The sequence below is a fragment of the Pseudidiomarina tainanensis genome, assembly GCF_900115255.1.
Taxonomy (GTDB): Bacteria; Pseudomonadota; Gammaproteobacteria; order Enterobacterales; family Alteromonadaceae; genus Pseudidiomarina; species Pseudidiomarina tainanensis.
This window is the reverse complement of the sequence record NZ_FOYU01000001.1, coordinates 415,220-439,412: the sequence shown is the minus strand read 5'-3', so window position 1 is coordinate 439,412 and position 24,193 is coordinate 415,220. Positions and strand designations below refer to the sequence as shown.

General features: G+C 46.9%; 21 protein-coding genes. 8 read left to right on the top strand and 13 right to left on the bottom strand.

From position 1 onward, the window contains the following. Nucleotides 1–20: 20 nt before the first annotated feature. The 3 genes from nrdB to BM292_RS02095 all read left to right on the top strand — a co-directional run bounded on the left by nrdB (nucleotide 21) and on the right by BM292_RS02095 (nucleotide 1,791). Nucleotides 21–1,151 carry a class Ia ribonucleoside-diphosphate reductase subunit beta gene (nrdB, locus tag BM292_RS02105; protein WP_092854797.1) on the top strand — a complete coding sequence of 377 codons (1,131 nt, stop codon included), beginning with the start codon at nucleotides 21–23 and terminating at the stop codon, nucleotides 1,149–1,151. 6 nt (nucleotides 1,152–1,157) lie between these two features. After that, nucleotides 1,158–1,421, top strand: coding sequence for a class I ribonucleotide reductase maintenance protein YfaE (gene yfaE, locus BM292_RS02100; protein WP_092854795.1), 264 nt, complete (start codon nucleotides 1,158–1,160; stop codon nucleotides 1,419–1,421). Between the two features lie 103 nt (nucleotides 1,422–1,524). Beyond that, entirely contained in the window at nucleotides 1,525–1,791 is a 267-nt protein-coding gene (locus BM292_RS02095; protein ID WP_092854793.1) for a GrxA family glutaredoxin, read from the top strand. Here BM292_RS02095 and hrpA read toward each other — a convergent pair. From hrpA to BM292_RS02080, 3 genes are read right to left on the bottom strand one after another with little or no spacing between them, the layout of a single operon-like run. Next, a complete protein-coding gene (gene hrpA, locus BM292_RS02090; protein ID WP_245751794.1) occupies nucleotides 1,777–5,517 on the bottom strand; it encodes an ATP-dependent RNA helicase HrpA in 3,741 nt (1,246 codons plus the stop codon). The two genes, BM292_RS02095 and hrpA, sit on opposite strands and share 15 nt — an antisense overlap. 58 nt (nucleotides 5,518–5,575) lie before the next feature. Continuing rightward, a complete protein-coding gene (locus BM292_RS02085) occupies nucleotides 5,576–5,995 on the bottom strand; it encodes a CBS domain-containing protein (RefSeq protein ID WP_092854789.1) in 420 nt (139 codons plus the stop codon). A gap of 47 nt (nucleotides 5,996–6,042) precedes the next feature. After that, entirely contained in the window at nucleotides 6,043–7,077 is a 1,035-nt protein-coding gene (locus BM292_RS02080) for an isoaspartyl peptidase/L-asparaginase family protein (RefSeq protein WP_092854787.1), read from the bottom strand. Nucleotides 7,078–7,302: 225 nt separating this feature from the next. Between BM292_RS02080 and sbcB the strand changes: the two genes are divergently transcribed. Together sbcB and BM292_RS02070 are read left to right on the top strand one after the other, a co-directional pair. Further along, nucleotides 7,303–8,736 carry an exodeoxyribonuclease I gene (sbcB, locus tag BM292_RS02075; RefSeq protein WP_092854785.1) on the top strand — a complete coding sequence of 478 codons (1,434 nt, stop codon included), beginning with the start codon at nucleotides 7,303–7,305 and terminating at the stop codon, nucleotides 8,734–8,736. A 26-nt stretch (nucleotides 8,737–8,762) separates the two neighbouring features. Continuing rightward, nucleotides 8,763–10,400: a GMC family oxidoreductase gene (locus tag BM292_RS02070; protein WP_092854783.1), complete on the top strand. Its 1,638-nt coding sequence runs from the start codon at nucleotides 8,763–8,765 to the stop codon at nucleotides 10,398–10,400. Between the two features lie 5 nt (nucleotides 10,401–10,405). Here the strand turns inward: BM292_RS02070 and BM292_RS02065 are convergent, their stop codons facing one another. Beyond that, nucleotides 10,406–12,739 (bottom strand): efflux RND transporter permease subunit, encoded by a 2,334-nt coding sequence (locus BM292_RS02065; protein ID WP_092854781.1) that lies wholly within the window; start codon nucleotides 12,737–12,739, stop codon nucleotides 10,406–10,408. An 18-nt stretch (nucleotides 12,740–12,757) separates the two neighbouring features. Next, nucleotides 12,758–13,924, bottom strand: a complete 1,167-nt coding sequence (locus BM292_RS02060) for a YCF48-related protein (RefSeq protein WP_092854779.1) — start codon at nucleotides 13,922–13,924, stop codon at nucleotides 12,758–12,760. 221 nt (nucleotides 13,925–14,145) lie between these two features. Here BM292_RS02060 and BM292_RS02055 point away from each other — a divergent pair, with 221 nt between their 5' ends. Then, complete coding sequence (locus BM292_RS02055) at nucleotides 14,146–15,501, top strand: DUF1329 domain-containing protein (RefSeq protein WP_092854777.1); 1,356 nt, start codon at nucleotides 14,146–14,148, stop codon at nucleotides 15,499–15,501. Nucleotides 15,502–15,568: 67 nt separating this feature from the next. Here BM292_RS02055 and BM292_RS02050 read toward each other — a convergent pair whose 3' ends face one another. The 4 genes from BM292_RS02050 to BM292_RS02035 are packed head-to-tail and all read right to left on the bottom strand — an operon-like array spanning nucleotide 15,569 to nucleotide 18,880. Then, the gene (locus BM292_RS02050; protein WP_092854775.1) at nucleotides 15,569–16,438 is read right to left on the bottom strand and encodes an NAD(P)-dependent oxidoreductase; all 870 of its coding nucleotides are present in this window, start codon (nucleotides 16,436–16,438) and stop codon (nucleotides 15,569–15,571) included. Between the two features lie 21 nt (nucleotides 16,439–16,459). Beyond that, entirely contained in the window at nucleotides 16,460–17,344 is an 885-nt protein-coding gene (locus BM292_RS02045) for a diacylglycerol/lipid kinase family protein (RefSeq protein ID WP_177203773.1), read from the bottom strand. A 7-nt stretch (nucleotides 17,345–17,351) separates the two neighbouring features. Next, on the bottom strand, nucleotides 17,352–18,125 hold the full coding sequence (locus tag BM292_RS02040) for a methyltransferase domain-containing protein (protein WP_092854771.1): 774 nt from the start codon (nucleotides 18,123–18,125) through the stop codon (nucleotides 17,352–17,354). After that, on the bottom strand, nucleotides 18,125–18,880 hold the full coding sequence (locus BM292_RS02035; RefSeq protein ID WP_092854769.1) for a Nif3-like dinuclear metal center hexameric protein: 756 nt from the start codon (nucleotides 18,878–18,880) through the stop codon (nucleotides 18,125–18,127). Before BM292_RS02035 ends, BM292_RS02040 begins: the two co-directional genes overlap by 1 nt. A gap of 146 nt (nucleotides 18,881–19,026) precedes the next feature. Between BM292_RS02035 and BM292_RS02030 the strand changes: the two genes are divergently transcribed. Together BM292_RS02030 and dauA are read left to right on the top strand one after the other, a co-directional pair. Next, nucleotides 19,027–19,440 (top strand): hypothetical protein, encoded by a 414-nt coding sequence (locus BM292_RS02030; RefSeq protein WP_092854767.1) that lies wholly within the window; start codon nucleotides 19,027–19,029, stop codon nucleotides 19,438–19,440. A 133-nt stretch (nucleotides 19,441–19,573) separates the two neighbouring features. Then, nucleotides 19,574–21,319: a C4-dicarboxylic acid transporter DauA gene (gene dauA, locus BM292_RS02025; protein ID WP_092854765.1), complete on the top strand. Its 1,746-nt coding sequence runs from the start codon at nucleotides 19,574–19,576 to the stop codon at nucleotides 21,317–21,319. 8 nt (nucleotides 21,320–21,327) lie between these two features. Here the strand turns inward: dauA and BM292_RS02020 are convergent, their stop codons facing one another. Genes BM292_RS02020 through BM292_RS02005 form a run of 4 tightly spaced genes read right to left on the bottom strand, consistent with a single transcriptional unit; the run spans nucleotide 21,328 to nucleotide 24,187 of the window. Next, nucleotides 21,328–21,861 carry a DUF3833 domain-containing protein gene (locus tag BM292_RS02020; RefSeq protein WP_092854763.1) on the bottom strand — a complete coding sequence of 178 codons (534 nt, stop codon included), beginning with the start codon at nucleotides 21,859–21,861 and terminating at the stop codon, nucleotides 21,328–21,330. Next, nucleotides 21,858–22,406: a chalcone isomerase family protein gene (locus BM292_RS02015; RefSeq protein ID WP_092854761.1), complete on the bottom strand. Its 549-nt coding sequence runs from the start codon at nucleotides 22,404–22,406 to the stop codon at nucleotides 21,858–21,860. Before BM292_RS02015 ends, BM292_RS02020 begins: the two co-directional genes overlap by 4 nt. An 18-nt stretch (nucleotides 22,407–22,424) precedes the next feature. Further along, nucleotides 22,425–22,958, bottom strand: coding sequence for a DUF2878 domain-containing protein (locus tag BM292_RS02010; RefSeq protein WP_177203772.1), 534 nt, complete (start codon nucleotides 22,956–22,958; stop codon nucleotides 22,425–22,427). After that, on the bottom strand, nucleotides 22,949–24,187 hold the full coding sequence (locus BM292_RS02005) for an SAM-dependent methyltransferase (protein ID WP_092854757.1): 1,239 nt from the start codon (nucleotides 24,185–24,187) through the stop codon (nucleotides 22,949–22,951). The genes BM292_RS02010 and BM292_RS02005 overlap by 10 nt, the downstream gene beginning before the upstream one ends. Nucleotides 24,188–24,193 lie beyond the last annotated feature (6 nt).

Below are 24,193 nucleotides of genomic sequence, written 5' to 3'. Positions count from 1 at the left end.
CAATTAAGGTGCGCTAAACTATGAGTTATTCGACGTTTAATAAAAATCAGATTAACCCGCTACACGAACCGATGTTTTTCGGTAACTCGGTCAACGTAGCGCGTTATGACCAACAAAAACATAGTATTTTTGAAAAGCTCATCGAGAAACAAATCAGCTTCTTTTGGCGTCCAGAAGAAGTTGACGTGAGTCGCGATCGCGTGGACTTTCAGGCACTTACTGAAAGTGAAAAGCATATTTTTATTTCAAACCTGAAATATCAAACGTTGCTCGATTCAGTGCAAGGTCGTAGTCCAAACATTGCCCTACTCCCAATTGTATCGATTCCTGAACTTGAAACTTGGATTGAAACTTGGTCGTTCTTTGAAACCATTCACTCACGCTCATATACGCATATTTTGCGTAATCTTTTTACCGACCCGAGTGAAGTATTTGAAGATATCGTGATCAACGAAGAAATCCAAAAGCGCGCGAACGATATCTCTCAGTACTATGATGATTTGATTTTCTACACGCAGCTTTGGCAAACACACGGCGAAGGTGTCTGGGAAGTTGATGGCGAAGAGCACACCGTAAACATGCGGGAGCTCAAAAAGAAATTATTCTTGTGTATCAATTCCGTGAATGCTCTTGAGGCTATTCGTTTCTATGTAAGTTTCGCTTGCACCTTTGCCTTTGCTGAGCGCGACTTAATGGAAGGTAACTCAAAGATCATTCGTTTGATTGCTCGTGATGAAAACCTGCACTTGGTTTCAACTCAGCAAATCTTGAACCTTTGGCAATACGGCAAAGATGACCCTGAAATGAAAGAAATCGCCGAAGAACTGCGTGAAGAAGCGCTGGCGATTTTCATGAAAGCGGTCGAACAAGAGAAGCAATGGGCGCATTATTTGTTCCGTAATGGGTCAATGATTGGTTTGAACGAAGAAATGTTATGCCAATACGTGGAATACATTGCCAATATGCGTATGGAAGCCATTGGCTTTGATGCGCCATTCAAACAACGCAGTAACCCATTACCGTGGATGAACAAGTATCTTGTTTCTGACAACGTTCAAGTCGCGCCACAAGAAGCTGAAATCACCTCTTACTTAGTGGGCCAAATCGATAGCGAAGTAAGTGCCGCCGATTTGGGAGACTTCGAACTTTAATCCCCCATGAGCCAGCTTTATAAGGTTAAAGTCAACGGTCAGCACGAGCTGACCGTTGATGCTTCACAAGGTACAACTCTGCTTGAGGTGATGGAGCAAGCCGGCTTAGAACCGCACTATCACTGCCGTAATGGCTTCTGCGGTGCTTGTCGTGTCCAGCTGGTCAGCGGTGAAGTTGATTATGTGAATGATCCACTTGCCTTTATTCGCCCCGGTGATTGTCTCGCCTGTTGCTGTACAGCAAAAACCGACCTCGAAATTAATCAATAAATCGACAAAATCTATAATCTAAATCAACGAAACCCATTGGCATCTCGGCCTTGTTTGTAGGAAAATACTGAGCAATTATCGCTTTTAAAAACAGGAGTAGCGAATGTTTACTGTGATTTTTGGTCGCCCTGGTTGCCCATTTTGCGTCCGCGCAAAACAGATTGCTGAAAAATTAGCTGAGGATCGTGACGATTTTGAATTCCGTTACATCGATATGCATGCCGAAGGTATCAGCAAAGCTGACTTAGAAAAAACGGTCGGTAAACCAGTACTCACCGTGCCACAAATCTTTATTGATGAGCAGCACATTGGTGGTTGCGATGATTTCGAAGCGTATTCACGTGCCAACTTAGGCTTATACGCTAGTTAATGCTTGTCGCACCCGTTTTTCAGAGATAGGGAAACGGGTGCCTAATGTTTGCGCAAACAAACTTACCCGCAGTTCTTCAATCATCCAACGAATATCTTTAACCGCTTTCGGTATTTCCTGACGCTGCTGATATTTTGCCAGCAACGCCTGATAATCCTGCTGTAAGCTGGTAATTGTAAGCGTATGTAAGCGGTCTTTGTTTGGATCAACCGGAAGTTTCTCTAGGCGCCGCTCTATCGCCTGTAAATATCTCCAAATATCGGCTAATCTCGCAGCACCGACATCGCTAACAAAGCCCCGATAAACCAAGTGATCAAGCTGATCTTTGATGTCACCGTGTGCTTGAATCTGATCTAAACTTACTTTGCCTTTTAAGCGCTTACGTATGGTCTGACTCAATATCAAACACGGCTCCACCATATTGGCAATCGCTGTAACTCTCTCATTAATTTCTCCGCGCGCTTGCTCAAACAGTTGGCTAAAAGACGCAGCGTCACGAGCTGTATTGCCATCAATGAGTTCGTCGAGCGCCGCTATAATGCAGTCATGAATCAAGTCATCGACTTTACCCCAAGGATTATAATACATCGCCAGTTTCGCTTTGTTAGACAGCGACTGTTGCAGATAACGTACCGGTGAAGGAAGCTGTACCAGCAGCAGTTGACGCAAACCACGTCGGTGCGCATATTGCGCTTGCATTGGCGTATCAAACAGTTCCTGACGAACGCCCTCGCCGTCTGGGACCAACGCAGGATAAGCTTTTATCGCATACCCTTGTTGTTGCTGTTCCAAAGTATCTGGAAGTGCGCCAAATACCCACTCGGTTGCCCGCATTGGCTGTTCTGTCTCAGACTTCTGTACAGCGCGTTTCAACGCATGTTGTACCTGACCTTGCATGGCTTGCTGTAGCACTTCTAAATCTCGGGCCATGCGTAACGTTTCACCGCGTTCGTTCACAACCGCATAATTCATCCGCAAGTGCGGCGACAATTGTGATGCATCCCATGCATCGGACGGAATGGTAACGCCGGTCATGCGCCTTAATTTGGCCGCCAGTGCATCTAACAATGATGTGTTGGAAATTAATTCACCGGTACAATCAGCTAAAAATGCCTGAGCATAATTTGGTGCGGGCACAAAGTTACGCCGTAATGTTTTAGGTAAGGATTTAATCCAAGCCACCACAACATCATGACGAAAAGCCGGAATTAACCAATCGAAACCATGATTAGTCACCTGATTCAATAGCGCCAGCGGAATTTCCACGGTCACGCCGTCGTCTTCTGCTTTCGGATCAAAAACATAACGCAGTTTTAGACGTAAATTGCCTTGCTGCCAGGCTTCTGGATAATCTAGTTCGGTAACATGCGAAGCGTCCTGAGCCATCAAATCATCACGTTCAAAGCGCAATAATTGAGGTTGTTGTTTAACGGCCTTGTGCCACCAGCCACTTAACAGCTGCTCGTTATAGATCCCCGCAGGTAGCTCGCGATCATAGGCCTCGAATAGCGCTTCATCATCAATTAAAATATCACGGCGACGTGACTTTTCTTCAAGCTTTCGTACGTCATCAATCAGTGCTCGATTATGGGCGATAAACGGTAATTCACGCTTCAACTCACCCTGCACTAGCGCTTCACGTATAAAAATTTCGCGTGCCGCACTTGCGTCAATTGGTCCATATTGTACTTTGCGCCGAGGCACAATAATTAAGCCGAACAAAGTAACCTGTTCATCGGCAATAACCGACCCCTGCTTCTTCGAGAAGTGAGGCTCAAAATAATTGCGTTTCACCAAGTGCGTTGCCGCAGGTTCAATCCATTCGGGCTCAATTCGGGCATTCATGCGCGCAAATAACCGCGAGGTTTCGACCAGCTCAGCCGCCATCACCCACTTGGGGGATTTCTTAAACAGACCCGATCCCGGAAATATATAGAACTTTCGATTACGCGCACCGAGATATTCATGGCCTTCTTGTTTCTGGCCAAGTTGCGATAACATGCCTGTGAGTAGCGCCCGATGCACAGCCTCGTAAGAGGCTGGCTCTTGGTTAATCCGAAAGCCTAAGCCACGCACTGTTTGCCGCACCTGGGTATAAACGTCCTGCCATTCACGCACACGCAGAAAGTGCAAGAACTCTTGCTTCAAACGCTTTCTAAATTGCGTTTTTGATAACTCATGTTGCAATTCTGATAAATAATGCCAGAGTTTCAAGAACCCCATAAAGTCGGAATCTTTATCGTGAAAACGTTGATGTAACTCATCAACTTTCTGGGCAGCCTGTTGCGGACGCTCACGCGGGTCTTGAATACTCAACGCAGCCACAATCACCATCACTTCCTGCATACAACCATACTCGTTGGCCGCTAAAACCATACGCGCCAGGCGCGGATCTAATGGTAATTGAGCGAGTTGCCGCCCGACGGAAGTCAATCGAGGCCCTTGATAGCCATTTCCTCTCTGCCGTCGATTACGACGACCACTTGGAGCTATGGCATGCAACTCCTGCAGCAAGTTCACACCATCGTTTATATAACGCTCATCGGGGCGCTCGATAAATGGGAATTTACGAATATCGCCCAACTTCGCCGACGTCATCTGCAAAATAACCGCAGCAAGGTTGGTACGTAAAATTTCTGGATCCGTGTATTGCGGGCGAGCAAGAAAATCTTCTTCGCTATACAACCGAATACAAATGCCCGGCGCAACGCGACCGCAGCGACCAGCACGCTGATTAGCGCTGGCTTGCGATATTTTCTCTATCGGCAACCGCTGCACCTTAGTGCGATAACTATAACGGCTGATTCGGGCTGTGCCTGGATCAATCACATAACGAATACCTGGAACCGTGAGCGATGTTTCCGCCACGTTGGTTGCAATCACCACGCGGCGCATGCTGTGCGGTTGAAAAATTCGGTTCTGCTCAGCTGCAGAAAGGCGCGCAAATAGGGGTAACACCTCAGTATTTGATAATTTCAGTTCGCCAATCGCTTCAGCAAAGTCACGAATTTCACGTTCGCCACTGGCAAATATCAACACGTCTCCAGGTGCTTCGCGTTGCAGCTCATGAAGGGCATCACAAACCCCTTGCACCACGTCCAAATCATCATCATTGGTATCTGCGTCTTGCAACGGTCGATAGCGTGTTTCAACGGGATAGGTCCGCCCGCTAACAGTAATAATCGGCGCGGCATTAAAGTGCTTGGAAAAACGTTCCGTTTCAATCGTTGCCGAGGTGATAATGAGCTTCAGCTCTGGACGCTTTGGCAACAATGTAGCCAATACACCCAATAAGAAATCGATATTTAGACTGCGCTCATGCGCTTCATCAATAATAATTGCGTCGTATTTGGACAACAGTCGGTCCGTTTGTAGTTCAGCCAGCAACATACCATCGGTGACTAACTTAATCCGAGTGCCAGGTGCTGTTTCGTCTTGAAATCGAACTTTAAAACCAACGATTGAGCCAAGCTCGCTCTGCAGTTCCTGTGCAATACGGGTAGCTACGCTTCGAGCCGCCAATCGACGCGGCTGCGTATGCCCAATCATGCGCCCTTGCTCAGCATCACCGTAGCCCATTTCGAGCAACATTTTGGGTAACTGAGTCGTTTTACCTGAACCTGTCTCGCCGGCAACAATAACAACTTGGTGTTTTTTGATGGCCGCCTGAATAGACGATTTTTCTTGTACGACAGGTAAGTCAGCGGGAAATTGAATAGCGCGCACGTCAATCCTAATTGATTTTAAAAAGCTGACGCTAGTTTACCAGCGTCAGCCTTTGATGTTAACGGCGAGAGTATCCTTCACGTAAATGTAAATCGATTGCTCGTAACACATCACTTCGTGAAATAACCCCAATGAGTTGACGCTCAGCATCAATCACTGGATACAACTTAGGTTTATTGGCGGTCATTTGCTGCGCTAAGTCAGTGACTGAGGTATCGGCATCGACCGTCACCACCTCACCCCGATACATACAGTCGCTGACGGTAGCGCTTTGTTCGTTATGGTAGGTATCACGTAACATCGTCGCCAGACAGTCTTGCTCAGATAAGAAACCAACCAGCTTATGCTGCGCATCAACCACCGGCCCGCCGCGCTGGTTGCTTTGAATTAGTACTGAAACTGCTGCTTCAATCGACATCGACGGTGAGAAACTCACCGGATGTCGATTCATATAATCAACCACTTTTAATGAATGCATGGCGCACCTCGTTTGTCGAACTTCAAGTTACCATGCATTCAGTATAGTCAATCGTTGTAGATGGCAACCTCAACTGGACTATTACCGATTCGTTTCGCGCGATACATCCCCTCGGTATTAAATGGCATATGCACATTGCCGTCTTTATCGACAATAATCACACCACCGGTACCGCCTTGCGGAAGCAACACATCATGGATCACCGTGTCACCTGCAGTCACCATATCAACTTGCTGATACTTCATTCGCGAACAAATATCTGCAGCAACGTGGTAACGAATAAAGTATTCGCCGTGGCCAGTTGCAGAAACCGCACAACTATCGTTATCAGCCCAAGTTCCGGCGCCAATAATTGGTGAGTCACCCACTCGGCCATAGCGTTTACCGGTCATACCACCGGTTGATGTTGCCGCGGCAAGGTTGCCATGTTTATCTCGAGCAACAGCGCCAACCGTACCGTACTTAAAGTTATCATCCATGGTCACCCAAGCTTGCTTATCTTGCGGGTTACCAACTTGCTCTTTCATGCGTTGCAACGCTTTATAGCGCGCGTCAGTATTAAAATAGCTATTATCAACCTGTTCTAAGCCCTGCTCGCGAGAAAATTGCTCAGCACCCTCACCGCTTAACATGACATGCACAGATTCTTCCATAACCTTACGAGCCAGAGCGATTGGGCTCTTTACTGTTTTAACACTAGCAACTGCGCCCGCTTCACGCGTTTTACCATCCATAATGGAGGCATCGAGCTCGTGTTCACCGTTCCAGTTATAAACCGCACCGCGACCCGCATTAAATAGCGGTGAAGCTTCCATAATCTGGACGGCCGCGATCACTGCGTCCATACTCGTACCGCCTTGTGCTAAAACGGCATGACCGGCATTAATCGCTTCAGTTAATTTCTCTTTATAGGCACGTTCGCGTTCTGGCGTCATGCTTTCGCGTGTGATGGTGCCGGCACCGCCATGAATGGCGATGGCGAAGGTTTCGTCAGCCGCTTTATGACCATGGTTATCTGCTAACGCAGTATTGGCTGCAACGCCAAATAAACCCATAGCAGCAATAAGAGCGATACGTTTCATAAGAACCTCGTTGATCGTTATTCGATTATCGTTATTGGTTATTAGTTTACCGATACTAGCAGAGTTGGGAACTTGGAATACAGTTGTTCTGACGCTTGTGCTTCTCGTTTTACCGCTTTTATCTCTTCCGAATAACGAATAACCAATAACGAATAACGCCTTTGCTCTGCTCGTTTATTCAGTTAATCTGAGCGCAAGTATTTAAAAAAACATGATGGATCAGCGATGACTCAGCCGACATTCTATTGGCATGACTATGAAACTTGGGGAGCAAACCCACAAACCGACCGACCCGCGCAGTTTGCTGGCCTACGCACAACGTTAGATTTTGAACCGGTTGGTCGACCAATGACGATTTATTGTCAGCCAACGCCAGATTTTTTGCCGCATCCGCAAGCAGTTATGATTACCGGTATTACACCGCAACATGCCTTGGCGCAAGGCATGAATGAAGCCGCATTTGCAGAAAAAATCGCGGCACAAATGAGTGAGCCGGATACGACGATTATTGGCTACAACAATATCGCTTTTGATGATGAAGTTACACGACATCTGTTCTATCGCAACTTTATCGATCCCTATGCCCACACCTGGCAGGATAACAATTCACGGTGGGATCTGATTGATCTCATGCGTGCCTGCTATGCGTTGCGCCCTGAAGGTATCGAGTGGCCCTATCACGATGATGGGCGCGTGAGCATGAAACTTGAAGATTTGACCCGAGTTAATAACATCGAACATGGCCAAGCGCACGATGCAATGGCGGATGTCTATGCCACCATTGCAATGGCACAAAAAGTAAAACATGCACAACCACGCCTGTTCGATTACGCCTATAGCATGCGTCGTAAGCAAGCCGTAAAAGACTTGGTGCAATTAACCACGTTTACAGCGCTAGCCCATGTCAGCGGATTTTATGGCGCTCATCATGGCTATTTAAGTGTGATTATGCCGTTGGCTTACCATCCTGATCAGCCTAATTCAGTGATCTATTGGGATTTGCGCTGCGACCCACAGCAACTGCTCCAGATGAGCGAAGCTGACATGATTGAGCGTCGTTTTACCCGTCGCGCCGTACTTCAAGAGCAAAATTTAAGTCCTTTTGGTGGCGGCCAGTTTGCGCTCAATAAGTGCCCGTTTATAGCGCCACTTAAAGTTATTGATCAAACAGCACAGACGCGTTGGCAAATTGATTTAAACGAATTTGAGCAACGCCGACAGTTCTTAATTGGTAACTCAGAATTGCGTGAAAAGATCGTTGCTGCATGCTGTTTTACACGCGAATTTGAAACGACTTCCGATCCAGATCTCATGCTCTACAGCGGCGCGTTTTTTAGTGACCAAGATCGTTCCAACATGGCTATTATTCGCGCCGCTGATCCTGACCAACTTGCAGGGCTTGAACTGAATTTTGCCGACAGTCGATTACCTGAAATGTTATTTCGTTATCGCGCTCGTAACTTTCCGAGAACGTTGAACGACGCTGAACTACAACGTTGGCGTTCATTCTGTCAACAACAGTTAATGACGCCACCTGGGCGTGCACTTAGTGCCGAGCAATTTATGCATGAACTAGAGCAAGCATCGGTTCAATATGCCGATTCGGCAAAACATATGCGCTTACTACACGATTTATATCGCTATGTTCAAAGCCTCTAACGTCAACTTATTGAAGAGATAACCCAATGAACAAGCCGGCATTGCATTTTGATTATATTATTGTCGGAGGCGGCACTGCTGGGTGTGTATTGGCAGAACGGCTAACAGCCAGTGGCAAGTACCGTGTTGCGCTATTTGAAGCTGGTGGCGAGGGTAAATCACCGTTTAGCGATATGCCCGGTGGCGTGATTCGATTTATGCATAGCAAAGCCTTTAACTGGTTGTATCGCAGTTCAGATAAAGCGCCCTTGCGCAACGGCAAAGGTCTCTACACACCACGTGGCAAAGGGCTCGGCGGCAGCAGTCTAATTAATGCGATGATTTATACCCGCGGTGTAGCCAGCGATTACGAGCATTGGGCAGCCGTGAGTTCACCTGATTGGGCTTGGGACAAAATACTTCAACGGTTCCGTAAACTTGAATGTAATCAACGTGGTGAAGATACCTTTCATGGCGCTCATGGTCCATTGAAAGTGAGTGATGTTCCGGTGTATTTCAGTGCGGCGAAACAATTTGTTGAAGCTGGCGTGGCCGCCGGTATCCCCTTTAATCCAGATTTTAACGGTGAACAATTGTTCGGTGTTGGTCCGTATCAATTTACGATATTCGAAAACGCACGTTTCAGTGCACGTAAAGCGTTCTTGGAACCCGCGCGCACACGATCTAATTTGACCATTTTTACCCACAGCTTAGTTGGACGGATTACCGTAGAGGGCACTGCTGATAGCAAGCGTGCGAATGGTATTCAGTTTAAACAGCGTGGTAAGACTTACGTGGCTTCTGCCCATCGAGAAGTCATCATCGCCGGCGGTGCCATTAACTCGCCGCAATTGTTACTGCTTTCAGGTATCGGTCCGAAAACCGAATTAGAACAACACGGCATTCCAATTATTGTCGACAGCCCAGAGGTCGGTAAAAATCTACAAGATCATGTCGATGTGATGATTCATTACCGTAATAAGCGCAAAGACGGTATTAGCATTACACCGCGCGGGTTACTCAAGATGGCTGCCGCGTGGTGGCAGTATCAGCGGCATAAAACCGGTCCACTTGCCGTTTCACCGGCAGAAGTGGGTGGCTTTATAAAAAGTCAGCCGCAACTTGATGTTCCTGACCTGCAACTGCATTTTGTCTCAACGCGATTCAACGACAGTGGTTGGGATTTGTGGCCCGCTTTCACGCACGGTTACGCCTGTCACGTTTGCGTATTGCGCCCCAAAGCGCGTGGTGAACTGCGTCTAGCTAGCTCTGACCCTACACAAGCGCCAACGTTTAGTTATAATTTTCTAGATAACGAAGAAGATAAAAATGCCCTGCTGTCAGGCGTAAAGCAGGTACGCCATGTCATGAACCAAGCTCCTTTGGCTGCGCATAACGGTGGCGAAGTTTGGCCAGGCGAAGTTACTTCGGATGATGAATTACTTAAACGAATTACGGCTAACATAGGCTTGATTTATCACCCAACCAGTACCTGCCGAATGGGCAATGACAACCATGCTGTGGTTGATCCGAAACTACGTGTGAATGGTGTGAGAAGCTTACGTGTGATTGATGCGTCAATTATGCCAACAGTGGTCAGCGGCAATACCAATGCACCAACCATGGTGATTGCAGATATCGGCGCCGACTTTATATTGGCCGACGCCGAATCTGATAACCATTAAATTAACTAGTGAACTTGCTTGCCAAAGCGCGCGAAGAAGCGCGCTAAGGCTGGTATGAGAATTAACGCACCTAACATGTTCCAGAGGAACATAAAGGTCAGCAAAATTCCCATATCCGCTTGGAACTTAATCGGCGAGAAAATCCAAGTTGCCACGCCAATCGCTAACGTTAAGCCCGTGAATCCAACTGCTTTACCTGTGCTATCAAGGGCATATTTATAACTATCATTGAGATGCATACCCTGCGCCAAGCCTTCTCGGATTTTGGTATAGATATAAATACCGTAATCGACACCAATACCGACACCCAGAGCAATCACGGGCAAGGTCGCAACTTTCACTCCAATACCGAGCACAGCCATGAGGCCTTGACTCATAATGGTGGTCAGCATCAATGGCAATACAATACACGTTACGGTGCGAATACTACGGAACGTAATCAAGCACAGCACAATAACAACACCGTAAACCCATAACAGCATTTTGGTTTGAGCTGATTCAATGACTGAATTTGTTGCCGCTTCGATACCTGAGTTACCGGCAGCCATCAACAATTCTAAACCTTCTTGTTGGTATTGCTGATTGAACGAATTCACCGATGCAACAACCGTTTGCAGGGTTTCTGCTTTGTGATCATTCAAATAAATAATAATTGGTGCCATTGAACAATCAGGGTTGATTAATCCAGGCGGCGTTCGGCCCGTATTTGCATTCAACACATATTGATTACGGTTTAGGCTGAACCATTTCAAGTTCCCTTCATTGAGACCGAATGACCCCATTTTCGCCACGTATACAACTGATTTTACGTCTTGTACGCCTGGCGTATTCTCCATATGCCAGCTAAAGCGGTCCATCAACTCAAGATTGTCGTACGCAATACATTGGCTTGGCGCTGTTTCCGCCATCACCACAAAAATATCCGTACTCGAGCTGTAATTATCAACAATAAATTGGTTATCAAGGTTGTAACGGCTATCTGGGCGTAATTCTGGCGCACCGGCGTCTAAGTCACCAATCTTCATTTGCTGGCTATACACAAGACCCCAAGTGAGGCCAATGAGCGCAACAACTAAAGCGCTATAAGCCCATTTCGGCTGCGAAAAGCGCCCAAAGAAAGCAAGCACTGGATGCTGTTCCTCGCGGGTTGAACGAACATATTCAACCCCCTTCGGTGACACGCCCGTATACGACATGATAATCGGCAATAGGCCGAGGTTAGTCAGTACCACAACCGCCACACCAATACTTGCAGCAATAGCAAGCTCTTGAATCACTTCGATATCGATAACCATTAACGTGGTAAAACCAATCGCATCTGAAACTAGCGCCGTTAAACCTGCAATGTAGAGCGAACGGAAAGCTAATCGGCTGGCTATAAACTTGTCATGTCCGTCAACGCGATTATTACTAATCGCGTTAATAATCTGCACGCCATGACTTACCCCGATTGCGAAAACCAAAAACGGTACCAGCATCGAGTAAGGATTAATGCCAGAGCCAATCAATTCAATGATACCCAATTGCCAAACCACAGCGATAATCGAGCACGATAGTACTGCAAACGCGCTGCGCCAGCAGCGGCTATACCAGAACAGCATGAGCAAGGTGATGACAATCGCAATCACAAAGAACAAACCGACTTGGTAAGCGCCTTCAATCAAATCGCCTATAACTTTGGCAAAACCAGTAATATGAATTTTTACTGTGTCGTTTTGATATTTATCCCGAATGCGTTCTTCAAGTTGCTGTGAAAACTGCTGATAATCAAGCGCTTCGCCGGTATCTGGGTTCACCTCATTCAACGGTACGAGAATCAACGCTGATTTAAAGTTATTCGCAACTAAGTTACCCACTTCTCCAGAACGCAACACATTCGTACGGAGCTGATCTAACGCACGCTCTGACGCATCCCAATTATCTGGAATAACCGGCCCACCGACAAAACCTTCTTCTGTAACCTCACTCCAGCGTACGTTAGGCGTCCAAATACTTTTTAACCCGCTGCGGTTAACGCCAGGGATAAAAAATACCTCATCGGTAATCTCTTGAAGTGTCTTTTGGAACTCGGGGGTAAAGATATCGCCCTCTGTGGTTTCAACAGCAATCCGTACCACGTTGCCTAAGCTGGCAAGGTCTTCCTGATGTTTAAAATAGTTTTGTATAAATTCGTGCTGGGTTGGAATCATTTTAGTGAAACTGGCTTCAGGGCGAACCTGACTTGCATGCCATGCTAAAAACGCAGTTAACACTGCGAAAATCACAAACCACAATGGACGAAAGTTGAAGAGCGCACGCTCTAACCACACGCTTTTTGACTCAATAGACTGTTCAGACATGCTGCTATTGTTCCTTTATTATTCTTGGGTTTGTGCTGAAGATTCAGAGGCGAAATCACCGATTTCGAGAACGCCACGCTGCCCAACAACTGTCAATCGACCATCGTCGTGAGCAACAAGATCAGTTAACGCGGCGCCCGAACTATGGGTCATTTGCTTAATATTACCAGCAGCATCAACCCAACCGATCACACCTGCATTACCAACTAAGTAAACACCGCCGTTAGGCGCATCGACAACCGAGTTAATGTTAACGTTGTCGGGTAATTTAATTTGGTCGAAACTATCACCTTGGTCGTTACTGACAAAAATATTGCCACGCAATCCAACAACCCATAACCGATTTTTACTATCTTTGTGGAGGCCAAAGAATGAACCATAATATGGTGAATCGAGTGACTCCCATGTATCACCTAAATCCGCACTGCGAAAAATTTGGCCAGCTTCACCAGCGACATAAACATATTGATCATCTGAACTCAGAGCATTTAAATGATAACCATCAGGGTTCTCGATACGATCATCAAGAATCTCCCAGCTGACTCCACCATCACGCGAGCGCACTAAAGTACCGTAAGCTCCGACAGCAAATATAACGTTCGGGTTAACAGCGTGAACATCGAGAAACGGTTTCGTTGGGCCTTCAGCGTCTGCTGCCAGAGCCATTTCTAATAAAAACGAAGCATTATCTAACGCAAAGGCCAGTTCATCTTCAGCATCTGGATCGGTGCCATCAAGGCTATCGAGTTCCGCAGTTAAATCATCCACTATTTTTTGAAAGTGCTGCTGTTGCAGTGCAATAAACTCGAATCCGTCCAGTTGTACTTGCCAGCTTTGACCGCCATCGGTCGTTGCTGCAATAACTCCATGATGGCCGACAGCCCAACCGTGATCCACATCAGCAAAATCAACTGCAGAAAACAATACACTAGTTGGCACTTCGGCCTGCTGCCATTCGCTCTGGCTAGGCTCACGGAACAGCACTACACCATAATCGCCAACAGCAACGGTATATTTTTCCGTTTGAGTAATCTCGGTTAGCACCGTACGTGGCGCTTTGGCGGCCTTCATTGCCGGTGCATTAATCACTTCATAATCAGTAATTGTGTCCGCAAAAGCAGAATTGGGCGCGCCATATAAGGCTGCAATTACTGCTGCACCAGCATAAGCTGTCGCTTTTATCATGGAACCCTCGTAAAAATTCTGAGTCTTATATCTTGTTAATAGTTGCAAATTTCCATTTCGCGATACATGCTATGGAAAAATAACTAGAGGTCAAACCAGCTGATACCTTACAACGAACGCTGTTTTAACGCTAGTATCAGTTGGCCATTTAAATTTGTTAAGTTTTGATGTAGCTTTATTGCGGTAAAGCAAGCATATCAAGAACAACAAGGAAAAGCACAATGAATAAAATGATGCTCAAAGCCGGTATTTTTGCGCTATCTGTTGTGTCCGCTACGGTCATGGCAAAAGTTAGCCCAGAAGAAGCGGCACGTTTGGGGAACGATTTAACGCCTGTAGGTGCTGTTAAAGCAGGTAATGCTGACGGCTCTATTCCAGCTTGGACTGGCGGTTACAGTAAGAGCGCTGAAGGTGAAGCACCAGAGCGTCCAGCTGATCCGTTCGCTGACGAACAACCACTTTACACCATTACTGCCGCCAACGTTGATCAATACAAAGATTTGCTCTCAGCCGGTCAAATCGCAATGTTCAACAAGTACCCCGAGTACAAAATGCATGTCTACCCAACGCATCGTACTGCAGCATACCCGCAAGACGTATATGACGTGATTGCGAAAAATGCGGCAAACGCTGAATTGGTTGCTGGCGGTAATGGTTTGGCTAACTTTGATAAGCACGTGCCTTTCCCTATCCCAGCAAATGGCTTGGAAATCATTTGGAACCACATCACCCGTTATCGTGGCGGTGCCGTTCAGCGTTTGGTGAACCAGTTCCCAGTACTCGAGAATGGTGACTTTGTTCCAGTACTGTTACGTGAATCACTGGTATTCCCTGAATATCTGAAAACTGGCCGTGAAGCAGATGACGACAACGTTTTGTTCTACTTCTTGCAAGAAGTATTAGCACCAGCTCGTATGACTGGTACTGTGTTGCTCGTTCACGAAACTATCGATCAGGTAAAAGAAGCTCGCCGTGCCTGGTTGTACAATGCCGGTCAGCGTCGTGTACGTAAAGCACCATCGGTAGCATATGATGGTCCAGGTACTGCTTCTGACGGTCTGCGTACTTCTGACGGTTTAGATATGTTCAACGGTGCACCAGATAAGTACAACTGGGAACTTGTTGGCAAGAAAGAAATGTTAATTCCATACAACAACTACAAGTTGATGGATACTGAATTGTCGTACGACGACATCATCGGCCCAGGCCACATGAACCAAGACTACGTGCGTTATGAGAAGCACCGTGTATGGGAAGTGAAAGGTACGCTGAAAGATGGTGAGCGTCACATTTATGCAACTCGTCACATGTTTATCGACGAAGATACATGGACAGCGTCAGTTATTGATCATTATGATGGCCGTGGTGAGCTGTGGCGTGTAGCGGAAGCATACAATACTCAATTCTACTATCACGATACGCCGTGGATGGCAGCAGAAGCATTATATGACCTCAACTCAGGTCGTTACATTCTGCTGGGTCTGGCGAACGAAGAAAGTGAATACATGAACTTCGATATCGAGCCAGTTCGTGGTGATTTCTCTACTGGTGCATTGCGCCGTATGGGTATTCGTTAAGCTCTTCGTATTGAATTAATTAAAAAACCCCAGCTTCGAGCTGGGGTTTTTATTTGTCTGAGATAAATTATTTTTCGAGACGAGCAAGTAAACTCGACGTATCCCAACGAGCACCACCCATCTTTTGAACTTCGGCGTAGAACTGGTCAACTAAAGCGGTCAAAGGCATACTCAAACCCTGCCGTTCTGCTTCGCTAAGCGCAATTTTCAAATCTTTACGCATCCAATCTACCGCGAAGCCATGTTCATAATGTTGGTCCCACATGGTTTTATAACGATTTTTCATTTGCCATGAGCCGGCTGCACCCTGGCTAATCGCATTAATTAACGTATCCGGATCAAGGCCAACTTTGCGTGCCAATTGCAAGCCTTCAGCTAAACCTTGCACCACCCCTGCGATACATATTTGATTCACCATTTTCGCGAGTTGACCATGCCCTGCTGGCCCCATATATTCGCGGGTTTTTGCATAACAAGCTAAGGCTTCATCAACCTGATCGAAAGCGTCTTTATCACCACCAATCATCGCTGTTAATACACCATTCTCAGCGCCTTGCTGTCCGCCAGACACTGGCGCATCTAAAAAGCCGATGCCACGCTCGTGACAAGCTTGAGCAAGATCTTTTGCAAGCTCAGCCGAAGCCGTTGTATGGTCAATCAATACCGTGCCAGCTTTCATTGATGCTAAAACGCCATCGTCACCATAAACGACACTACGCACATCATCATCATTGCCTACACACAGCATCACGAAAGTCGCGCTCGCAGCTGCCATAGCCGGTGTTTCGGCATAATCGCCGTGATAAGCTTGTGCCCACTTCTGAGCTTTTGCAGTGGTACGATTATAGACTGTCGTTGTGAAGCCGGCCTGATGAAGGTGCCCAGCCATCGGATATCCCATCACGCCAAGACCAATAAATGCACAGTTGGTACTCATGAATTCTCCCCTTTAGTTTGCTCAATCATAATGTGGCACCAATACCAAAATTGTTGTCGCGGCGATAGTGACGGTAGCAGGCCCTTGAAAATAAATATCGCCGTCAAGCTCAAGTACATGCTCAGTATCACCGAGCGAAAATTGCCGGCCTCGCTCAAACTCAATCGCAGCAGTTGCTTCAATGCGGCCCTTAAGAACATTTAACAACGCCTTGATTTGACGGATACGCGGCATTGCCGGAATACGAATACGAGCCAATATCGCAGTCGTTCTATCGGCTTTTGGATGCACTAAAAAGCCACCACCGATATAACGCCCTAGCGCGACAAATTGACCGTCATCCCATGATTTGTCTCGACGAATACGTGAACGTCGCGACAGCGATCCCAACACATAACGCGCTAAGGCTATTAAATAACTTAAATGGCCTGCACTTTGTTTCAACCATTGTGGTTGAAGCCGCATTAAATCGACACTTAACCCGGTTCCGACGTGGTTCACAAAATAGCGGCTTTGTGTGGCGCCTTGCGCCACACCAACGGCCTCTGCTTGAGTAACACTGTTGTTGGTCATACGCCAGTTCCAACGATGAAGCCCGTGATCACGTGCAAAATCGTTTCCGGTACCAACAGGGATCACTGTTAGCAAAACCTGATGCTGCAAAGATGCTTGAATAAGTGCATTGACGACGATATTAATACTCCCATCCCCACCTATAACAACGCATTCATGTGCTGTTGAGCAGACTTGAGTGAGTTGCTGGGTATCGTGCACTGCACTTGCTGTACTCGGAACTAGCGTCACAACCTGCAAATGCCGAGTGAAGAACGTTTCATAGCGTTGCGCCAAGCGGCGTGCGCGTCGGCTTAACTGATTGTAATAAATCACGATCGGTTGATCGTTCATCGTGGGTTCAGGCATGTTCAATTTGCCAATGCAAGTAACGACCAATATCAACAAAGGGTGATTGCTGGTTATAGCGCAGCTCTAGTGCGAGTAACTCCTCGTAACGCTTTTGATCATCGCGATTACGCAAATAATCATGAAAACATCGTACACCAGTGCGTTGAGTCACTTTCAATTGCAACTGTTCAAGCCAATCACGCATATCCATGGGTGCCAGTGGTTGTTGTGGGCTCATACGAACTGTCTTTTTAACCATTAAATCAGCTTGCACGTAATCAAAGTTACCAAAAATAATATTGGCAAGTATTTTGGCGTCACGATTATAAAACATCAGTGATAAGCGACCATTCGGTCGCATTAGCTGCTTAAGTGTTACTAATGCTTGTTGTGGATCAACGAGCCACTCGAGAACGGCATGGCACAGCACGATATCATAAGATTGCTGAAGTAATTCAGGTAGCTGCTGTAGTGGTGCGACGTGGTATTGGTAGCGTTGTTGTAATCCATGCTGGCTATGTAACGCTTGTGCCTCGGCAACTATTTCCCCAGAAATATCAGTGTGCGTCACATCACAGCCGGCCTGTGCGAACATCATAGACAACTGACCGAGCCCGCCGCCTACATCGAGTACTCGCATATTGGCCGCCTCAGCGGAGGTTGGCAACCAAGCTTGTAAATCCCGTTCTAGCACAGCTAAGCGTATCTTACCTTTGTTGGTTGCATAGATATTGCGCGAGAACTTCTGTGTGATGCCCTCAAAGCTTTGATCGCGTTTGGCCATTAGGCTGGATTCTCAATGTCGATAAACACATGCTCAAGACCAAACTCCTCGGCGAGATGCTCGCCCAAAGCACGGATACCATAACGCTCGGTTGCATGATGACCAGCCGCGAAATAGGCTAAGCCTTGTTCCTGCGCGCTGTGCGTGGTTTGTTCAGATATTTCACCACTTAAGAACGCATCAAAACCAGCGACTGCCGCATGATCAATGTAGCCTTGCCCACCACCGGTACACCAAGCAATCCGTGAAATCGGCTGGCTCGAATCAATCCGTACGGTCAATGGCCGTTTTAAGCAGCGTCCGATATGTTCACCAAGTTTTTGCGATGTCACCGGTTGCGGCAACGTGCAGCCCATCACCACCCCCGTGGGTTCAACGCTCGATAACGGTTCTGGCTTCGGCCAACCAAAGAGTTGCGCCAGTTGCGCATTGTTCCCCAACTCTGGATGAACGTCTAACGGCAAGTGATAACCAAACAAATTGATATCGGCCCGTAACAAAGCTTGAATCCGACGTTTCTTCATGCCAGTAATCACCGCTGGTTCGCTTTTCCAAAAGTAACCGTGATGAACAAAAATAGCATCAGCCCCCTGCGCTATCGCCGCGTCAATGAGTGCTTGGCTGGCTGTAACCCCGGTGACAATCTTGCGAATCGATTGCCGGCCTTCCACCTGCAAACCATTTGGACAATAATCCCGAATACGGTCAACTTGTAATAATTCATTGAGATAATGCTGGAGTTCAGAACGTTGCACGATGTCCTCGTTTCTGTTGAAAATTGAGTCATACGGTGTGTTTTTAGCATATATTTTCGACAAATAAGTCAGACATTAGACAATATGCTTAAAAAACGGTATAAAAATGACGCACACATACATTATATAGCTATAGGATAATATCCATGAGCAAACTTGATAAAGACCAAGTGCTTGCTGATTTTACTGCAGCATACCAGCAAGCTCACGGTAAAAAACCGAAAATTGAAGCAAAAGGCGGCTGGTATAGCGTTGATGGCGGCAAAAACGTGCGTCTTGCACAACTTGCGGAAGAAGCTGAAAGCTTGGCTGGTGGCGCAACTAAAAAGCCAGCAGCAAAAGCGGAAAAGAAAACGGACAAAAAAGCTGAGCCAGCTAAAAAAGCAGCGCCAGCTAAGAAAACGCCAAGCAAAACAGCACCAAAAGCGGCAGCCAAATCTGATTCAAAAGGCGCTAAAGTGGCGAAATCAGCCACAGGCGGCCTAACCGCGAAAGAACTATGGCGTCAGCGTCTTGAGCAAGACAATACGTTATCACGCTTGCCTCGTGGGTATGATTAATTAATCATCCAATACACGCTGTAAACAAAAGCCGACATGACTGTCGGCTTTTTTGATCATCAGCGCATCAAAACACCGATAACTGGCGTATACTTTGTGAACTTATCTTGTTGTTTGGCAAAGGTAACTTCCCATGGCGAAACCGCAACGCATTGTCACTCTACCGCAACTCTTTAGTGGTCTTAAGGCAGCTTGGTTGGCTGGCTATTCGCTAGCTGATTTGCGCCAAGACATTCTCGCCGGAATTACTATCGGTACGGTCGCCTTACCCTTGTCCATGGCATTGGCTATCGCTACCGGCGTACCGCCACAACATGGCCTATATACAGCAATTATCGCTGGCGCGATCATCGCTATTACCGGCGGTTCGCGCTACAACGTTTCAGGACCGACGGCAGCGTTTGTCGTTATTCTATTCCCCATTGTTCAACAATATGGGCTGGGTGGTTTGCTCATCGCAACCATGATGGCGGGGGTAATATTAATTGCGCTTGGTATTGCCCGCATGGGTCGCCTGATTCAGTTTGTGCCCTATCCTGTCATTCTGGGATTTACCGCAGGAATAGCCGTAGTCATCGCCGTTTTACAGTTACCTGACTTTTTCGGTTTAACGACCGACAAAATGGGTGAACATTTCATCACTAACTTGACCGCCATTATTCGAGCGATGCCAACGGTCAATAGTGCTGAGTTAAGTGTTGGCATATTTACGCTAGCTTTGTTGTTAATTTGGCCGAAGTTCAAGCTTCCTATACCAGCGGCCTTGGTGGGTTTAATCGCCGCTGCATTTTTAGCTTACTTGATGAATCATTATCTGTTGTCCGATGGCAGTCAGTTTATCGAGACTATTGCGTCGCGCTTTAGCTGGACAGCCAATGACGAAACCGGCCAGGGTATTCCGCCAATTCCGCCGACTTTTGTTGCACCTTGGAATCTACCAGGCGCTGATGGCAAACCATTGGAAATATCTTTTGATTTGATTGTAAACCTTGCTGGCCCAGCGTTTGCGATTGCAATGCTTGGTGCGATCGAATCGTTGTTGTGTGCCGTTGTTGCGGATGGCCTGACAAAGACCAAACATGATCCAAACGCCGAACTGATTGGTCAGGGGCTTGGCAATATTGCCGCACCGTTATTCGGTGGTATCACGGCCACAGCAGCGCTGGCTCGAACCGCCACAAACATCCGTAGCGGTGCTCGCTCCCCTATTGCCGCTGTAGTCCATTCGCTGGTGGTTTTACTTGCAGTTGTGGCGTTAGCTGGCTTGTTAGGCCTTGTACCTATGGCTGCATTGGCAGCGTTACTGTTTATTATTGCTTGGAATATGAGTGAAGCACGGCACTTTGTCAGAACGATTCGGACTGCTCCTGGCGGCGATGTCGCAATTTTATTGGTTTGTTTCGGGTTAACTGTATTATTCGATATGGTGCTTGCCGTCGCTGTTGGTATCGGTTTAGCCGGCGCCCTTTTTATTCAGCGCATGGCGAACCTGACCAGCTCACAAACGCGGCATAACGAAGCGCACCCTGCAACACAAGGACTACCACCATCGGTTATCGTTTATGATGTCAATGGTCCGCTATTTTTTGGCGTTGCTGAAAAAGCATTGAGCGCGCTCGAACGCGTTCCGGGCGAGGTCAATATTCTCATATTAGATATGCAGGATGTGCCGAGTATTGACGGTACCGCTATCAATGCGTTGCGTTCGCTCGTTGATGAAATGCAACGTCAGCGTATCAAAGTTATTTTGGTGGGTTTACCAGCGCGAATGGTGGTCAAACTCAGCCGCGCCGGTATCGAGAAACAATCAAGCCAACTCACTTATTGCCGCAACTTGCAACACGCGCGCGACGTGGCGGAGCGCTGGCTAAAAACTTGAACTCGAAATTACTGGTCTTTTTTACCAATGTAGAGCGTGATTTCACCAACTGGCAGACCAAATTTATACATCTGCGTACGGTTAATCATGTTGTCTTCATCCACAAGGTAAAGCCAATCATCAAGCTTGACTGCAAACGGTTCGCCGTCGCGCTCAATGATCAGTGTGTAACTCCAATTTAATACGTTGCCAGCAGTGGTTCCTTTGGCGACACCTTCGACATCACTGGCACGCCCTTCATAGCTATTCTCACCGGTTTTGGTAATGTACCAAATACGTTCTTGCTCGCTTCCATCAGCATAATAAAACTGTTCATCCAGCACCCCTTCATTACCATCCCAGGTGCCTTTTAAATCAGCTCGGAAGCGTTGAATAACCTTACCGCTATAATCTTGAACCATGCCATGAGCGACAAGTTCGCCATTAAAGAACTGTTCCAATTTCAATTGCGGCTGTTCGTTTTGATAGTCTTCGATATTCGCCGAGCAACCAACCAAAAAACTTAACGCACTGACTGCGGCTAACATTTTTAAGAATTTCATTGCTGCACTCCTATTAATTGGTTGCGCTCTTTTTTAAAGCGAGAATTTTCATCAAGCCAAATGGCTAGGAAATCGTCTGTAAATTGTGCTGAAGCGATTTCGCCAAGCTCTCCTTTAGGGCCATAGAACTTTGCATGCCCTTGTTCGGTTTCTAATAACGTGATGCAATCGCCTTCAGTTACATTCGGCCACATCTCGCGTAGCTCTTGGAGCCATTGCTCATGATCGGCACTTAGCGTTATACCAAGTCGTTGCCATTCCTCTGCCGTCGTCTCAACCAAGTCCTTTGCTTGAATATCACGTAAGTAACTCAGCTGCAGTGCTCGTTGCTCGGCATTTTCAAATGCGCCGGTATCAGTGCGCAACTCAGCGTCATAAACATCCCAAAACCAAACGCTTAAGCGTGTTTCACCGACTTTTTGTAAATTTTCGAAAGCATCGACTGTGCATTGCTTCGCGGCAGCGACAAAGTTGAAGCCACCAAGAACTAGCGCAAGTGATGCAACCAAGCCTTTGTGAATGTACAAACGAAATGATTTTGTCATGATGAACCTCCCGATTGGTTAGCTTGCCACTTTGACAACGCGTGGCATTAACCAAGCAAATATCACCATATATACGGCCCAAAGCGCCGCATAGATTACCCAAAGCTGCCATTCAGGTGATTGTAGTTCAGCGGCGCCTAAACGAATCCCAATAGCATAGGTTAAAGGACCTGAGGCAATACCCAGCAAAGCAGCCCATAACGGCCGGCCAGCCAATCCACTCAGGGTGTTCATCAGCATGCCGACAAAGCCGAGCCAAAGTAAAATCAACCAAACTGGTAAAAAGCCGCCAGTAAAGGTAAGAATACCAACGCCAACCACGGTCGCTTCAAGCGCTAAACCTAATAACACAAGGACAGTATAGAGTGTCCAATGAAAGTCGCTGCTACGAATAGCTAAAGCTACCTGCAGTGCTACTAGAATGACGGTAGCAACTAACCAGTCTGAGCGGCCTGCAACGGCACTGAGCCAGACTAGATCAAACAGAAATAGTCCAGCTAGTTTAGGAAGCCATGTGCGAGCGACCTGGCGAGATTTTTCGTTTAACGACACTGTGGTTTGGTTGCCACGAGCTGCACCGCTGATACAGTACGTTCACGGAAACCACCTTCGCAGTAACAAAGATAATAATTCCACATGCGCCCAAAGCGCTCATCATAGCCATGTTGCATCAGTTGCGGATGCGCATGATTAAACTGCACACGCCAATCTGCAAGCGTTTGGGCGTAATCATAACCGATATCATCAATATGACGAATCACCATGTCGGTTTGGTCAGTAAACATTTCTGCCATCATCGTTAATGACGGTAAAAAGCCACCTGGGAAAATATATTTTTGGATAAAATCCACTGAGTTAGCGTAGCTCTTCATGCGTTGGTCGGCAATCGTAATTGCTTGCAACGCCATCTTGCCGTTTGGCTTTAACAAACGATTACAGGTTTTGAAGAACGTTGGCATATATTTACGCCCTACTGCTTCAATCATTTCCACTGATACCAACTTATCGTAAGTACCGGTCAAATCACGATAATCTTCTTTGAGCAGCGTGATCAAATGCCCTAAGTTTTCGCGTTCAATGAGTTCTTTGGTATAGCTGTACTGTTCTTCTGAAATCGTTGTCGTGGTGACCTTACAGCCATAATTCTTCGCTGCAAAGACGGCAAGACCGCCCCACCCTGTACCGATTTCTAGCAGATGATCAGCCGCAGTTAATTCGAGGCTGTCGCACAAACGCTTTAGCTTGTGCTGTTGCGCTTCGGCAAGCGTTGCATCATCGTGTGGGTAAACCGCGCTAGAATATTGCAATGCTGGGTCTAAGAACGCCTGATACAGATCATTGCCTAAATCATAGTGTGCAGAAATATTTTCTTTTGCCTGACGCTTGCTGTTATTGCGGCGCCAGTGCTGAAACTTCTGAATTGGCAATAGAATCCAACTCAGTTTCGCTTCAGCTGCATCAAGTGCTGGCAAATTACGTGCGAACACTTGAATAACGTGAGTCAAGTTCGGCGTCGTCCAACTCTCATCCATAAACAATTCAGCAGCACCGATACTGCCGCCAAATAGAAAGCGACGATAGAAACCCGGCTTTTGAATATCGATTTCAGCTTTAAGCGAACTGGCTTCTTTGCCGAAACGACCAACAACTTGACCGCGCTCCTTCACCACTAAATAACCTTCACTCAGACGGTTGAGCAAGCTCAATACCGTCTTTCGCAAAATCTTATCAATGCTACCTAAATCGTTTTGCATAACCGTCAATGCGTTCTCTTTGTACATTAAAAC